General features: G+C 71.2%; 15 protein-coding genes. 5 read left to right on the forward strand and 10 right to left on the reverse strand.

Annotated features, from left to right (window positions below; all coding sequences use genetic code 11):
• Positions 1 to 27: 27 nt before the first annotated feature.
• Positions 28 to 1,341, reverse strand: coding sequence for a UDP-glucose dehydrogenase family protein (locus tag ACIGQF_RS09510; RefSeq protein WP_399707496.1), 1,314 nt, complete (start codon positions 1,339 to 1,341; stop codon positions 28 to 30).
• Between the two features lie 157 nt (positions 1,342 to 1,498).
• Between ACIGQF_RS09510 and ACIGQF_RS09515 the strand changes: the two genes are divergently transcribed.
• The 3 genes from ACIGQF_RS09515 to ACIGQF_RS09525 all read left to right on the forward strand — a co-directional run bounded on the left by ACIGQF_RS09515 (position 1,499) and on the right by ACIGQF_RS09525 (position 4,218).
• Positions 1,499 to 2,149 (forward strand): TetR/AcrR family transcriptional regulator, encoded by a 651-nt coding sequence (locus ACIGQF_RS09515; protein ID WP_399707498.1) that lies wholly within the window; start codon positions 1,499 to 1,501, stop codon positions 2,147 to 2,149.
• Between the two features lie 189 nt (positions 2,150 to 2,338).
• Positions 2,339 to 3,472 (forward strand): LLM class flavin-dependent oxidoreductase, encoded by a 1,134-nt coding sequence (locus ACIGQF_RS09520; protein WP_399707500.1) that lies wholly within the window; start codon positions 2,339 to 2,341, stop codon positions 3,470 to 3,472.
• Positions 3,472 to 4,218 carry a glucose 1-dehydrogenase gene (locus ACIGQF_RS09525; RefSeq protein WP_399707502.1) on the forward strand — a complete coding sequence of 249 codons (747 nt, stop codon included), beginning with the start codon at positions 3,472 to 3,474 and terminating at the stop codon, positions 4,216 to 4,218. Before ACIGQF_RS09520 ends, ACIGQF_RS09525 begins: the two co-directional genes overlap by 1 nt.
• Before the next feature lie 78 nt (positions 4,219 to 4,296).
• Here the strand turns inward: ACIGQF_RS09525 and ACIGQF_RS09530 are convergent, their stop codons facing one another.
• From ACIGQF_RS09530 to hsaA, 5 genes are read right to left on the reverse strand one after another with little or no spacing between them, the layout of a single operon-like run.
• Positions 4,297 to 5,982 carry an FAD-dependent oxidoreductase gene (locus ACIGQF_RS09530; RefSeq protein ID WP_399707504.1) on the reverse strand — a complete coding sequence of 562 codons (1,686 nt, stop codon included), beginning with the start codon at positions 5,980 to 5,982 and terminating at the stop codon, positions 4,297 to 4,299.
• Positions 5,982 to 6,479 carry a flavin reductase family protein gene (locus ACIGQF_RS09535; RefSeq protein ID WP_399707506.1) on the reverse strand — a complete coding sequence of 166 codons (498 nt, stop codon included), beginning with the start codon at positions 6,477 to 6,479 and terminating at the stop codon, positions 5,982 to 5,984. Before ACIGQF_RS09535 ends, ACIGQF_RS09530 begins: the two co-directional genes overlap by 1 nt.
• Positions 6,467 to 7,360, reverse strand: coding sequence for a VOC family protein (locus tag ACIGQF_RS09540; RefSeq protein ID WP_399707508.1), 894 nt, complete (start codon positions 7,358 to 7,360; stop codon positions 6,467 to 6,469). Before ACIGQF_RS09540 ends, ACIGQF_RS09535 begins: the two co-directional genes overlap by 13 nt.
• 48 nt (positions 7,361 to 7,408) lie before the next feature.
• Positions 7,409 to 8,293 carry a 4,5:9,10-diseco-3-hydroxy-5,9,17-trioxoandrosta-1(10),2-diene-4-oate hydrolase gene (gene hsaD, locus ACIGQF_RS09545; RefSeq protein WP_399707510.1) on the reverse strand — a complete coding sequence of 295 codons (885 nt, stop codon included), beginning with the start codon at positions 8,291 to 8,293 and terminating at the stop codon, positions 7,409 to 7,411.
• Positions 8,293 to 9,477, reverse strand: a complete 1,185-nt coding sequence (gene hsaA / locus ACIGQF_RS09550; RefSeq protein ID WP_399707512.1) for a 3-hydroxy-9,10-secoandrosta-1,3,5(10)-triene-9,17-dione monooxygenase oxygenase subunit — start codon at positions 9,475 to 9,477, stop codon at positions 8,293 to 8,295. The genes hsaD and hsaA overlap by 1 nt, the downstream gene beginning before the upstream one ends.
• Before the next feature lie 189 nt (positions 9,478 to 9,666).
• Here hsaA and ACIGQF_RS09555 point away from each other — a divergent pair, with 189 nt between their 5' ends.
• On the forward strand, positions 9,667 to 10,509 hold the full coding sequence (locus ACIGQF_RS09555; RefSeq protein ID WP_399707514.1) for an IclR family transcriptional regulator: 843 nt from the start codon (positions 9,667 to 9,669) through the stop codon (positions 10,507 to 10,509).
• Positions 10,510 to 10,659: 150 nt separating this feature from the next.
• Here the strand turns inward: ACIGQF_RS09555 and ACIGQF_RS09560 are convergent, their stop codons facing one another.
• From ACIGQF_RS09560 to ACIGQF_RS09575, 4 genes are all read right to left on the reverse strand, one after another.
• Positions 10,660 to 11,733, reverse strand: coding sequence for a 2Fe-2S iron-sulfur cluster-binding protein (locus tag ACIGQF_RS09560; protein ID WP_399707516.1), 1,074 nt, complete (start codon positions 11,731 to 11,733; stop codon positions 10,660 to 10,662).
• Positions 11,726 to 11,992 carry a hypothetical protein gene (locus ACIGQF_RS09565; RefSeq protein WP_399707518.1) on the reverse strand — a complete coding sequence of 89 codons (267 nt, stop codon included), beginning with the start codon at positions 11,990 to 11,992 and terminating at the stop codon, positions 11,726 to 11,728. Before ACIGQF_RS09565 ends, ACIGQF_RS09560 begins: the two co-directional genes overlap by 8 nt.
• Complete coding sequence (locus tag ACIGQF_RS09570; RefSeq protein WP_399707520.1) at positions 11,985 to 13,208, reverse strand: Rieske 2Fe-2S domain-containing protein; 1,224 nt, start codon at positions 13,206 to 13,208, stop codon at positions 11,985 to 11,987. Before ACIGQF_RS09570 ends, ACIGQF_RS09565 begins: the two co-directional genes overlap by 8 nt.
• Before the next feature lie 131 nt (positions 13,209 to 13,339).
• Entirely contained in the window at positions 13,340 to 13,774 is a 435-nt protein-coding gene (locus tag ACIGQF_RS09575) for an RDD family protein (protein ID WP_399707522.1), read from the reverse strand.
• 151 nt (positions 13,775 to 13,925) lie between these two features.
• Here ACIGQF_RS09575 and ACIGQF_RS09580 point away from each other — a divergent pair, with 151 nt between their 5' ends.
• Entirely contained in the window at positions 13,926 to 14,054 is a 129-nt protein-coding gene (locus ACIGQF_RS09580; RefSeq protein ID WP_399707525.1) for an LPFR motif small protein, read from the forward strand.
• Positions 14,055 to 14,366: the final 312 nt, after the last annotated feature.

Genomic DNA, 14,366 nt, shown 5'->3' on the forward strand with positions numbered 1-14,366 from the left:
GGGGTGGGGCCGGGCGCGCGGCGGCGGTCAGCCCGCCAGCGTGTACGGGCTGCCGATGCTCTGCCGGACGAGCCCGGCGCGGTCCAGCCGGTCGTGGTCGAGGAAGTTGCGGAAGTCGTGGACGATCCGGCCGTCGAGGCGGGCGGCGACCGCGTCCCAGTCGAGTTCGAGGAAGTCCGGCCATTCGGTGAGCACGAGGCAGGCCGCGGCACCCTCGGCCGCCTTCAGCGGGTCGTCGGTGAGGGTGAGCAGGTCGCTGAGGTCGGGCCGGGTCTCGCACAGCGCCGGGTCGTAGGCGTACAGCTCGGCGCCGCGTTCGCGCAGCTGCCGCGCGATGGCCAGGGCGGGCGAGTCGCGCAGGTCGGAGGTGCCGGCCTTGAACGCCAGGCCGTACAGGGCCAGCCGTACGCCGTCGAGCGAACCGTCGCCCGCGCCGGACTGTGCCGCGACGCGCTCCACGAGGCGGCGCTGGTGCTCGACGTTGGTCTCGATGGTGGCGCGCAGCAGCGGGAAGTCGATGCCGGCGGCCTCGCAGACGGAGAGCAGCGCGTGGGTGTCCTTGGGCAGGCAGGAGCCGCCCCAGCCGGGCCCGGGCTGGAGGAAGGCGGCGCCGATCCGCGGGTCGTGGCCGATGCCCGCGGTCACGTCGCCGATGTCGGCGCCGAAGCGCTCGCAGAGCGTCGCCAGGTTGTTGGCGAAGGACAGCTTCATCGCGAGGAAGAAGTTGGCCGCGTACTTGGTGAGTTCGGCGCTGGCGGCGTCGGTGACCACCAGCGGGGCCGCGAGGTCGGCGTACAGCTCCGCCACCCGCCGCGCTGCCTCGGCGTGCGCGCTCCCGACCACGATGCGGTCCGGGTGCAGGAAGTCGTGCACGGCGCGTCCCTCGCGGAGGAACTCCGGGTTGCTGACCACGGCCACGTCCGGCCGGGCGAGCAGCGCGGCGACCCGCTCGGAAGTCCCGACCGGTACCGTCGACTTGTTGACGACGACCGCGCGGTGCGGCAGTTCGGTACGGATCTCCGCCGCGACGGCCTCGACGGCGGCCAGGTCGGCGGCGCCGCCCGCGCCCATCGGCGTCGGCAGGCAGAGGAACACCACATCGGCGTCGCGCACCGCCGCGGGGGTGTCCCCGACGAAGCCGAGACGGTCCGATTTCAGCCCGTCCTGGACGAGTTCCGGCAGACCCGGCTCCAGGATGTCGACCTCGGCCCGCCGGAGCCGTTCGACCTTCCCCGGGTCGGCGTCCGCGCACACCACCCGGTGCCCGAGCGAGGCCAGACAGGCCCCGGTGGTCAGCCCCACATATCCGGTCCCGATGACCGCGACACGCCTCTCACTCACTGATAATCACCTTTTCGCATGATCGTCGGCGGTTCGACCCTACGACACACAGGCCCGCAGCGGTCAACGATTGATGACAACGAACGATGACTTCCGGACACGCGCCGGAACCTGGACCATGTGCTCCTGAACGACGAGCCGAAGAAGGTACGAACACGTGGACGGATCGACAGCGAAGGCAACGGACGAGACCGGCGGGCGGCCCGCGCGAACGCGCAAACACTGCGCCACCGCCACCCGCGGTGCCCTGCTGGAGGCGGCGGCGCTGCGCTTCGGGAGGTACGGCTACGACGGCGCCAGCATCCGGGACATCGCCAAGGACGCCGGGGTGGACGCGGCCCTGGTGTACCGCTATTTCGGCTCCAAGGAAGCCCTGTTCGCCGCGGTCTCCATCGACACCGCGATATTCGACCCGCTGCTGCGGGTGCCGCTCGACGAGGTCGCGGCCTGGGTATGCGACTTCGTCACCAACGGGCCGACGGACGAGGAGGTGCCGCACCCGGTGCTGTCGGTGCTCCGCTCCTCCAGCCGCGGAGAGGCGGTGGAGCAGTTCCGCGAGGGGGTGGCGGAGGTGTTCTCCCGCAACTTCGCCGAGCGCCTGGAGGGGCCGGACGCCCCGCTCCGCGCCGAACTGCTGGCCGCCTGGCTCCTCGGCACGAGCCTGATGCGCAAGGCCTTCCGCACCCCGGCGCTGGACTCCGCTTCGGAAGCCTCGCTCCACACCCATCTCCGCGCCGGCCTCGCCCGGTTGCTCCAACCGGAGCGGAGCGACTGCGGGTGCGAGTGCTCCTGCCCCTGCGGGATCTGAGCCCGCAACTCCCCCTCCCCACCACACACGGGTCACGGCCGACACCAACGGCCGTGGCCCGTCGGCGTTTTCTGGCACCCTCCGGTACCCCTCACCGCATCTCCGACTCCCTTCCTCCACCTCGATAGTTCTGATAGGAGTATTTCTATTAGAACTACTTCGGAGACACTCGATGAGGAGGAGCCCGTCGTGAAGTTCTCGATGATCTTCGAGGCCCAGATGGCCGACCCGTCCCCCGCGCACGAGCGCCAGGTGATCCACGACTGCGTCGAACAAGCCGTGTACGCCGAGGAGATGGGCTTTGACCGGATCTGGGCGGTCGAACACCACTCCCTGACGCAGTACGCACACATGAGCGCGTCCGAGGTCTTCCTCTCCTGGGTGGCGGCGAAGACCTCCCGCATCCGGATCGGCCACGGCGTGGTCACCATGCCGTTCGGCTACCAGCACCCGATACGGGTGGCCGAACGCGCCGCCATGCTCGACGTCCTCTCCGGCGGCCGCGTCGACATCGGCTCCGGACGCGGCGCCACCAAGCAGGAGATGTCCATGTACGGCGTGCGGCCGGAGGACACCTATCCGCAGATGGAGGAGGCGCTGCGCATCGTCAGCAACGCCTGGCGCGAGGAGGCCTTCGAGTGGCACGGTTCGCTCGACATCGGCCCCGGCGCGGTGCTGCCCCGCCCCGTACAGGCCCCGCACCCGCCGCTGTTCATGGCGTGCAGCAAGCACGACACGCTCAAGCTCGCCGCCGAACTGGGCATCGGCGCGCTGGTGCTGGGTTTCGCGGGTGCCGACGACATCCGCGAGATGCGCAAGGTCTACGACGAGGCCATCGCCGTACGGGGCACCGAGCGCTTCGTCTCCACCGAGGTCAACAACCACTTCTCGGCGCTCTGCCCGACGATCGTCCTGGACGACCCCGAGGCGGCCTACCGCATCGGCACCCGGGGGCAGCGCTTCTTCGCCGAGTCCATCGCCCACTGGTACGGCAACGGCCCGAAGCCCACCGTGGTCTACGAGGACGACGAGGACCACGCAGCGGCGATGTCCCGCCGACGGGACGAACTGGTCGCCAAACTGCACGAGGCCGACATCCCCGCGCGGCCCGCCGACACCGGCACCTACAACGCCGAGCACGCCTACGGCACCGCCGGGACCGCGATCGACTACGTCGAGCAGCTGCGCAGGATCGGCGTCGACGAGGTGATGTGCCTGATCCAGATGGGCACCGTGCCGCAGGAGGCGTGCATGGAGACCATCCGGCAGTGGGGCGAGAAGGTCATCCCGCACTTCCGCGCCCTCGAAGCGGCGGCGGGCTGATGTCCGCGCGGCTGGCGGGCCGGACCGTCCTCGTCACGGGAGCGGGCCGCGGGCAGGGCGCCGCCGAGGCACGGCTGTTCGCGGAGCACGGCGCGCGCGTCGTGCTCACGGACATCACGGAGGAGGCGGGCCGGGAGACCGCAGCGCAGCTCGGGGGCCAGGGGCTGTTCGTCCCGCACGACGTGACCGACGCGGCCGGCTGGCAGCGGGTCGTCACGGCAGCACTGGACGCCTTCGGGCGGATCGACGCGCTGGTGAACAACGCGGCCCTGTGGCGCACCGCGCCGATCGAGGAGGAGACCGAGGCGAATCTCCAGCGGCTCCTCCAGGTCAATCTGGTCGGCCCGTTCCTCGGCATCCAGGCGGTGGTGCCGGCGATGCGCGCGACCGGCGACGGCGGCTCGATCGTCAACATCTCCTCCACCGCGGGCCTGGTCGGCATCCAGGGCCATGCTTCGTACGGGGCGACGAAGTTCGGGCTGCGCGGGCTCAGCAAGTCCGCCGCGCTCGACCTGGCCCGGCACCGCATCCGGGTCAACTCGGTGCACCCGGGCATGGTGGACACCCCGATGGTCGCCGGCGCGCTCGGTGCGGACGCCGGGAAGCAGGAGTGGCCGAACGTGCCGCTGCGCCGGATGGGCCGCCCGGAGGAGGTGGCGGAGCTGGTGCTGTACCTGGTGTCGGACGCCTCGGCGTACGTGACCGGCGCCGAGTTCGCCGTCGACGGCGGGCTCACCGCCCAGTAGGCAGCACACGAGGAAGCCCGCCGGCGGCGACCGGCGGGCTTCCTCATGCGTCGTACGGCTTCGTACGTCATACGGTGCTCAGCGCGAGTCCATCGCCTCCGCGATGTCGTTGACCGCGATCCAGCTGAACGTCATCGCGGGCCCGATGGTCGCGCCCGGCCCCGGATAGGTCTCCCCCATCACCGCCGCCGAGGCGTTGCCGGAGGCGTACAGGCCCTCGATGACCGAGCCGTCGGCGCGCAGCACGCGAGCCGACGCGTCGGTGACCGGGCCGCCCTTGGTACCGATGTCCCCGGGGTGGACGGGGATCGCGTAGTACGGGGGCTTTTCGAGCGGCGCCAGGTTGGGGTTGGGCAGGGTGGGGTCGCCGTAGTAGCGGTCGTACACGCTCGCGCCGCGCCGGAAGTCGGCGTCGTGGCCCGCGCGGGCGAAGCCGTTGAAGCGGTCGAGCGTGGCCCGCAGCCGCTCGGCGGGGAGTGCGGTCTGCGCGGCGAGTTCCGCCACCGTGCCGGCCTTCTTCACAAAGCCGCTCGCGAGCCACTTCCTGGGGAACGGCTGTCCCGGCAGCAGGCCCATGATGACGTAGCGGGCCTTGGAGGTGGCGTCGAGGATCAGCCAGGACGGCACGGTGGAGGCGCCCGGCCGGTGGTGCGCGTACATGGCGTCCACGAACTCGTGGTACGGCGCGGCCTCGTTGGCGTACCGCTCGCCCGCCTGGTCCACGATCACCATGCCGGGGATGCCGCGGTCCGCGACCAGGAAGAACGGCTTCTCGCCCGGCGCCACCACGGACGGCGCGCCCCACACCTTGTCCATCAGGTCGGTCGCCGCGCCCACCGCGACGGCCGCTTCGAGCGCGTCCCCGGTCTGGCCCTCGGCCGCCGCCGACCACTCCGGGGAGGTCGGCGCCGGGAGGTACTTCTCCCGCAGCCGGGTGCTGTGCGAGAAGCCGCCGGAGGCCAGGACGACACCGCCGGCGGCCCGTACGGTGACCTCGCCCCCGCCACGGTCGAGACGTACGCCCGTCACCCGGCCGTCCTCGGTCACCAGGGAGGTGAGCGGCGCGGAGAGCCACAGGTCAGCGCCGAGCCGGTCGAGCGAGTGGCGCATGCGGGCGATCAGCGCCTCCCCGAGCGCGACCGGCTTGCGGCCCGTGGCACGGTCCCGCAGCGCCTGAAGGCCCACCTTCAGCGAGGTGCGCCGGCCCGCCCAGGTGCGGGCCGCCATGTTCAGGAAGCGGAAGTCGTAGGAGGTGATGGTGAGGCCGTAGGTGGGCAGCCCGGCGCGCCGCAAGGTGCGGAGCTGTTCCGAATTCAGCCGCTTGAGGTCGAAGACCTCCGGTTCGACGGAGCGGCCCTGCGAGGCGCCGCCGAGCCGCTCCGGGTAGTAGTCGCTGTAGCCAGGGGTGTACCGGAACCGGACCGCGGTGCGGTCGTGGAACTCGCGCAGCATCGCCGGGCCGTACTCCAGGTACGCCTCCTTGCGCTCGGCGGGCACCCGGTCCCCGACGGTCACGTCGAGGTACGCGCGCGCCTTCTCCCTCGTGTCGCCGAGTCCCGCGGCGTCCAGATGGAAGTTGCCCGGTATCCAGACGGCCCCGCCGGACAGTGCCGTGGACCCGCCGTACCGGTCGGTCTTCTCGGCCACCAGCACGGTGAGGCCGCGCAGCCGGGCGGTGAGCGCCGCTGCCAGGCCCGCGGCACCGGACCCGATCACCACCACGTCGTAGGTGTGGCCCCAGGAAGCGGAAGCATCGCTCGTCATCAGAAGGCTCCCACGGCGTAGCGGCTGCGGAAGTACAGGAGCGGCCGGCCGTCCTCCCGGGCGTCGAGCGCCAGGACGCGCGCGGTGACCAGGTGGTGGTCGCCCGCCTCGTACACGGCCTCCAGCTCGCACTCCACGAAGGCGAGCGCGCCGTCGATGCGTACGGTGCCGTGCTCGCCGGTGCTCCAGGGCACGCCGGCGAACTTGTCGGGGCCGCTGCGGCCGAACGCCGCGCAGGTCTCGCGCTGGTGCTCGGCGAGGATGTTGACGCAGAACCGGCCGGTCCGCTCGATCAGCGGCCAGCTGGTGGACGCCCTGCCCACCGCCAGCATGACCAGCGGCGGGTCGAGGGAGAGCGAGGCGAAGGACTGGCAGGCGAAGCCCGCGGGCCGCCCGTCGGCGCCGAGCCCCGCCACGATCGTGATCCCGGTCGCGAAGCGCCCCAGGACGTCCCGGAAGTCGGCCGCATCCACGGCACGCTCGCTCAGCCGTTCCATCGGTGTCCCCAGAAGCTGTCGGCGGTGATCTCCTTGGCCACCCAGGTGGCCGGGTCCACGATCAGGCCGTCCCAGCCGTACTCGACCTGGAAGCCGCCGGGCGCCTGGGCGTAGAAGGAGACCATCCGGTCGTTGGTGTGCCGGCCGAGGGTGGAGGCGATGGGGATGTCGGCGACGTGCATACGGTCCAGGCCGCGGCCCACGTCGTCCAGGGTCTCCAGCTCCACCATGAAGTGCACGATGCCCGGGGGCAGCGCGCCGGGGTACAGGCCCAGGCTGTGGTGGCGGCGGTTGGGGCTCAGGAAGTGCATCCAGTGGAAGTCCCGCTGCTCGGTGGCGGTGGGTACGCCCTCCGGCGGCAGCCGCATCGAGTCGCGCAGCTGGAAGCCGAGCAGGTTCTCGTAGAAGTCCAGCGCCGCCTCGATGTCCGGTACCGGCAGGACGACGTGGCCCAGGCCGAGGCCACCGGTGACGAAACGGTTGCCGTACGGAGTGCCGAGCGGGGTGTGGTCCTGCGCCTGCCCCCAGAAGATCTCCAGGGGGTTGCCGCAGGGGTCGGCGCACTGGATCAGGCCCTGCACGCGGCGTTCGGCCAGCAGTGCGTCATCGGCGTGCTTCACGGTGACGCCGGCCTCCTCCAGCTCCCGCGCCGCCGCCGCGAGCGCGGCGGCGTTGGCGACCTCCCAGCCGGCCGCCTGCAGCCGGTCGGTGGTGGAACGGACGACGGCGATGCGGTGGGCGCGGTCGTCCATCCGCAGGTAGAGCGTGTCGTCGTCGGTGCCGGTGGCCGCCACCATGCCGAGGAGGTCCAGCGCGTAGGTGCGCCACTCCTCGAACCGGGTGGTCTCCACCCGCAGATAGCCCAGGGCACGGATGTCCATGGGGAACACCTCTCTGTCGGTGGGGTGGTCAGTGCGAGAAGCTGCTGTTCATTGGGAAAAGAAGGCGGCGGCGAGCCGGTTGAACTCATCCGCCTGCTCGGTCTGCGCCCAGTGGCCGCAGTGCGGGAAGACGTGCAGCCGGGCGTCGGGGATGGTCTTGAGGGCCACCAGCGCCCCGTCGAGCGGATTGGTGCGGTCCTCGCGGCCCCAGGTGAGGAGGACAGGCTGAGTGATGCGGTGGGCCTCGCGCCAGAGCATCCAGTCCTGCGCCCAGGCGGGGTTGGCGAATGCGGCGGCCATCCGGGCGTTGCCGAGCTTCGTCTCGGGGTCGGTGGCCGAGGCCCAGCGCTCCTCGACCAGCTCGTCGGTGACGATGGACTGGTCGTACGCCATGACGCTCAGGAAGGCGCGCAGCTGTTCCTTGGTCGGCTCGGGTGCCGACTGGAACTCGAAGAGCCGCTTGATGCCTTCGGTCGGGTCGGGCGCGAAGAGGTTGAGGGAGATCCCGCCCGGGCCCATCAGCAGCAGCTTGCCGACCTTGTCCGGGTGGTTCAGCGCCATGCGGACGGAGGTGCCGCCGCCGAGCGAGTTGCCGATGAAGTGCGCCCGTTCGATGCCCAGTTCGTCCATCAGGGCGGCAACGGCGCCCGCACTGTAGCTGAAGTAGTCCCGGTCGAGCTCGGGCTTGGCGGAGCGGCCGAAGCAGGGCTGGTCGACCAGGAGAGTACGGAAGGTACGGGCGAAGACGGGCAGGTTCGCTCCGAAGTTGCTCCAGCCGGAGGCGCCGGGGCCGCCGCCGTGCAGCATGATCACGACCGGTGCGTCCGGGCGGTCGGCGGGCCCCGCCTCGTGGTAGTGCAGCGCGATCCCGGCCGCCTTGGCCGTCCGCGACGTCGACTCGTACGTGAGCTGCGCGGTCATCTGCTCCCCCATCAGAGCATCGTGTCCTGGATCTCGATGCCGAGCGCCGCCTGCCCGAAGAGGACCAGCGCCCGCTCGGGGTCGTTGGCGGCGTGCCCCCGGCCGGTGTGGACATCGCGCCAGGCGCGCTGCACGGGGCTCGGGCCGTTGCGCATCGCGCTGCCGCCGGCGTTCTCCACCAGCAGGTCCACCGCCGAAACGGCCCGTTCGGTGGCCATCACCTGGTCGCGGCGGACGCGGGCGCGCAGCTCCGGCGTCGGGTCCTCGCCGCGCTCGGCACACCCGTACAGCTCGCTCATGTTGCGGCGCAGTTGCAGCCAGGCCGCGTCGATGTCGCCGGCCGCGCGGGCGATCCGGACCTGCGCGAAGGGGTCCTCGGCGACCTTCTGGCCGTAGGAGACCCGGATGCGTTCCCGGGTGACCGCCGCGTACGCCTCGTACGCGCCCTCGGCGATGCCGACGAGCGGGGTGGAGATCGCGGTGGTGAAGACGGAGGCGTACGGCAGCCGGAACAGCGGCTCGGGGTTCAGTGCCTGGCCCGGTGTCCGCAGCGCGCTGACCGGGCCGAAGCTGAGCGCCCGGTGCTCGGGCACGAAGGCGTCCTCGATGACGATGTCGTTGCTGCCGGTGCCGCGCAGGCCCACGGTGTCCCAGACCCGGTCGACGGTGTACTGGGTACGCGGCACGAGGAAGGTCCGCATGTCGACGGGCGTGCCGTCCTCGCCGAGGATCAGCCCGCCGAGCAGCGCCCAGTCGGCGTGGTCGCAGCCGGAGGAGAAGTGCCAGCGGCCGGAGATCCGGAAGCCGCCGTCGGCGACGGTGACCTTGCCGGTGGGGGCGTAGGAGGAGGCGATGCGGGTGCCGCGGCCGACGCCCCAGACCTCTTCCTGGGCCCTGGGGTCGTACAGGCCGACGTGCCAGGGGTGGACGCCGAGTACGGAGGCGACCCATCCGGTGGAGCCGCACGCCTTGGCGATCTCCTTGACCGCCTCGTAGAAGAGCGCCGGGTTCGCCGCGTGGCCGCCGTACGCCCGCGGCTGGAGCAGCCGGAAGAAGCCGGTCTCCTCCAGTTCCTTGATCGAGGCGTCGGGCACCCGGCAGAGCTGCTCGGCCTCGGGGGCGCGCTCCCGGAGCACAGGGGCGAGTTCCCGGACGGCGGCGAGGACCGCGTGCGCGCTCATGGCGTCTTCGCTCATGGCGTCCCCTCTCAAGTCGTGTCTCAAGCCGTGAATGCGGCCGTGCGATGCGGAGGTGCGAAGGTGCGAAGGTGCGAAGGTGCGGCGAATCTACGGCTGACTATTTCTTTTAGAAATAGTGGGTTCCCGCTCAGCGGGAACCGTGGCAGGCTCACGGCACCCCTCCCCCGCTCCTCACAGGAGTCGCCGATGACCGTGCAAGCGCCGTCGCTTCTGGAGAAGGCCGCACTCGTCCTGGGCGCCTTCAAGGGCGCCACGCCCCGGCTGACACTCACCGAGGTGGTACGCCGCTCCGGGCTTCCCCGCTCCTCCGTGCACCGGATACTGGACCAACTGGTGCGGCTGGGCTGGCTGGAACGCGACGGCCGGGACTACCGGCTGGGCATGGGGATGCTGGAGCTGGGCGCGTCGGCCGCGCACCACAACCGGCTGCGCCGGGCCGCGCTGCCGCATCTGCACGCGCTGCACGAGAGGGCCGGGCACGTGGTGCACCTCGCGGTTCTCGACGGCCCCGAAGTGGTGTACCTGGAGCGGCTCGGCGGCACGGCGGACGCCTCGGTACCGTCCCGGATCGGCGGCCGGCAGCCGGCGTACTGCACGGGGACCGGCAAGGCGATCCTGGCCTTCAGCGAGGAGGCGCTGGTCGCCGAGGTGCTGCGGGCCGGGCTGCGGCCGCGTACGCCGTACACGCTCGTCCGGCCGCGGTCCCTCCGCGCGGAGCTGACGCGTGTCCGCGAACGCGGCGTGGCCTACGACCGGGAGGAGGCCTTCCGCGGCGTGTCGTGCGTGGCGGCACCGCTGCGGGGCGCCGGGCGCGCGGTCGCCGCGATCTCGGTGTGCGGCAACGGCATCCACCGCGAACTGGAGCGGCTGGCGCCCATGGTGCTCGGGACCGCGCGGTCGGTGTGGGGAGCCCTGTACGGGCCGGGGCGCGCGGTGCAGCCGCGCGCGGCCCAGGAGGTGGCCCCGCCCCTGGAACCGGGCCAGATGGACACACTGATGTCGTGGCTGCGATTCGCCGAGTGGATGTGAACGGTGTGCAGGTGAGCGGTGTGCAGGTGAGCGGTGTTGAAGTGAACCGCGTGGAGGTGAACCTCGGGGCGGGTGCCTCGGGACGGGTGACTTGAGGCGGGTGCCTTGAGGCGGGTGCCGACGCCGACGCTGCGGGGCAGGGGTCAGTGGTCAGGAGTAGCTGATCCCGACCCGGTCGGTGACGGGCAGGGCCTGGCAGGCCAGGACATAGCCCTCGGTGAGGTCCTGCTCGTCGAGCACGTCATTGCCGGCCATCTTCACCTCGCCGGAAACGACCCGGCAGGCACAGGCGCCGCAGGCCGCCTCCCGGCAGGAGTACGGCGCGTCGACGCCGGCGGCGAGCAGGGCGTCGAGCAGTGTCGTCCGCTCGGGCCAGCCGACGACATGCGTCACACCGTCCAGTTCCACCTCGGCCACGGGCTCCCCGTCGACCGCCGGTACGGGCTCCCCGTCGACCGCCGGTACGGGCCCCGCGGCGGTCGGGGCGGCCGGTGCGGCCGGTGCGGCAAAGACATCGGCGCCGAGGGAGAAGAACCGCTCCCGGTGCACGCGGGTACCGTCCAGCGCGGCTTGCACCGCGTCCATCAGGGGCTCGGGCCCGCAGACGTAGGTGTCCCGTCCGGCGTACGGCGCAACCACCGCCGCCAGCCGATCGGCCGTGGGCAGCCCCTGGAGCGTCTCCAGCCAGTGGATCACCACCAGCCGGCTCGGGAAGTCCTCACCCAGCTCCCGCAGTTCGTTCCGGAAGACGACGGCAGCCTCGTCCCGGTTGGCGTACAACAGCGCCACCCGGCCCCGCCCCCGCACCAGAGCCGACTTGGCGATGGAGAGGACCGGCGTAATGCCGCTCCCACCCGCGACCAGCAGCAGGTCGCAGTCGAGGGAGTCCGGCGTGAAGGTGCCGGCCGGAGGAAACACCTCCAGCTCGTCCCCGGCCGCGACCCGGTCGCAGAGCCAGTGCGACCCGTACCCCCCGGTCACGCGCTTGACAGTGATCCTCAGCGGCTCACCGGTATCCGGTGAACTGGCGAGGGAGTAGCACCGCGCCACGGCCGCCGCCCCGTCGCCGCCGGACCCCGGCAACCGCACCGTCAGGAACTGCCCGGGACGGTAGGCGAACCGGTCCGCCGCCCCGTCCGGCGGCTGGAGCACGAAAGAACGAGCGTCGGCCGTCTCGTCGATCACCTCGGTGACGCGCAGCCGGTACGTACGCGGCTCAGGCATCGGCGGCCTCCGGACCGGCGTCGTCCCGGCGGGTGACCGTCAGAACGCCCGCCGCCACCGCTCTGCCGATGCTGTCGCGCAGCGCCGGGCACGTCCGGATCCGGGCGCCGGTCTCGCCCGCCGCGACGCGGCTGCCGAACTCCGGGCAGACGGCGGCCGCTTCGGCCGTCCACTGCACGGACGTGTGCGCATGGCTGAACTTCTCGCAGCGGACCTGGTTGCCGCAGGCCGCGCACTCCACCGGCTGCACGTCAGGCACCGCTCGCGGTCCGCGATTCCGCGGCGTCGGGCACGGCCCGCGTTTCCTTGGCATCATCGGGCACGGTCCGTGTTTCCGAGGCGTCGGGCACGGTCGCCGCCCGGCGCGCCAGGTTCTCGTCGACCTCGGCGCGCCAGGCCTTGTTGGCCCGTTCGGTGTCGACCTCGAACTCGAACCGCTGGACCATCTCGTCCCGCACCTCCCCGGCGTCCACGTAGAACTGTTCGTACCAGCGGCGCAGCTGGTACACCGGGCCGTCCTCCTCGGTCAGCAACGGATTGTCGATCCGGGTCTTGTTACGCCAGATCTCGACATCCTGCTCGAACCCGGTCGCCAACCCCTCGGCGGTGAGCCGGGCGGCCTCCGCGGCCTCCGCGTCCGTCATCCCCGGCAGCTTCTTCACAATGGCGCCGTATTGCAGCAGGAAGCTGTCCGCGTCGATCGGATAGTGGCAGTTGATCAGCACCATCTCCGTCTCGACACCCTCGGCCACCGGCGTCCAGAGGTAGTCGATCATGTAGGAGGGGCCGTAGTAGGAGGCGTCGGAGCGCAGCGGGGCACTGAGCCCGCCGAGATCGACGTCCTCGCGCGGGGAGCTCTCCATGTACTGGGTGGCGATGTGCCCCTCGAAGACGTTCTTGAAGTACGTGGGAAAGGAGTAGTGCACGTAGTAGAAGTGCGCCATGTCCACGATGTTGTCCACGATCTCGCGGCAGTTGGCGCCCTCCACCCGGATCGTGTGCCAGGTCCAGCCGCTCCACTCGTCGCTGAAGGCGCCCTCGATACGCGGGATGGTCACCTCGGGCGGCGGCGGATTGCCCTCGGGGTCGTACCAGACGAACAGCTGGCGGTTCTCCTCCAGCGTGGTCCACGCGCGGGTACGGGCCCGCGGCGGCACCCGACGGGCATACGGCACACCGGCGCACCGCCCATTGCCGGACCATCGCCAGTCGTGAAACGGACAGGCAACGGCGTCACCCTTCACCGAACCATGGGCAAGATTGCCGCCCATGTGCGGGCAGTAAGCATTGAGCACATGCAGCGCCCCGTCGCTCTCCCCCTGGAACACCACCAGCCTGGTACCGAACGCCTCGACCTCGTGCGGCACACCGTCCTTGAAGGCGTCGGCGAGACCGAGACAGTGCCAGCCGCGAGCGAAGCGGGCGGGCGGGCGACCCGCGTCGATGACGCGGACCTCGTCATGGGGAGCAGTCATCTTCTCGTCCTCCTGCACGGCGACGGCCTGTCCGGCGAGGCTAGGCCGCCCCGGACCCACCACGGGAGACGCTTTTCCCAGTGAGCGGGAAACCGGGCCGGGTGCTAACCACCCACTGCCTGTCGGCGCATCTACGTGGTCTCCCGCACCATGACGCTGAGGCCGGCCAGCTCCCGTCCCCACGTCATAGCGGGCCGCGGGGGCGACGGTTGTTGGAGTCCGTGTTCTGACAGGGGGGTACTACCAGGAGCCGGGGCCGGGGACGTGAGAGGCGGCAGGGGTCTCGGCCTGGACGAGACCACGTTGGTGAGCTTGTCGGCGAACGTCTGGCTCTTGGCGTCCCAGATGGCCCACCACCAGCCCAGCCCGAAGACCGCGTAGTTCAGGAACTGGAGCATGCGCCGGGCAAGAGCGAGTCCGACGCCGAGCGTTTGGCCGTGCCCATCTCGGACGGCGCGGATGTTCAAGGCCTTCTTGCCGATCTGCTTTCCATGTGGATCTTCTATGGACGACAGAGTATGGGCAGTCACTGACAGTGCTCGCCGCTTCCCTGCCGATCGGCCCATCAGGTTTTTTCGCAGGTCATTCCGACGGTGTTCTGTACATGGTCACCGGCTACGTTTCCTCGGCCGATCACCGGGCACCTGCCCCAGTGATCGGCCGTGCAGCGGCAAGCCCTGACCCGGCGCACCGCGCTGAGGAGGACGGAGGTCCACCATGCTGAGCGCAATCGCAGACGTTCTTCGATCCATCGGCGGGGCCATCGCCACCGTCGTCACCCTGCCGTTCCGGGCCGTGGCCCGACTGTTCAGCGGCGCCGCAAGCTCCGCCCACGGACGCCACTGACAAACCCCCACGCGCCCTGCTGCGCAGACACCACGAACCAAGCCCGGCTGGTCTCCCCCGTCCAGCCGGGCTTGCCTCTGCCCAGCCTGCCGCGGCGCGCCCCTGACATGGGTTCGCGTACGGCCCGGGGCTTCGCGATGTGCTGATCGCGTCGTCGTCGATGACGTACAGTGCCCGGTGGCTGCCAACCCTGAGGCGGCGGTCCGCATTCTGCTCACTCGCCTCGGCCGCTCCTCCGGCTGAGTTCCCTCGGCCTCGCGCCGCTCGCGCTCGGCGATCGCCAGCGAGTCCTCAAGATCCTCTATCAAATCT

The organism is Streptomyces sp. NPDC053560 (genome assembly GCF_044544605.1).
GTDB lineage: Bacteria > Actinomycetota > Actinomycetes > Streptomycetales > Streptomycetaceae > Streptomyces.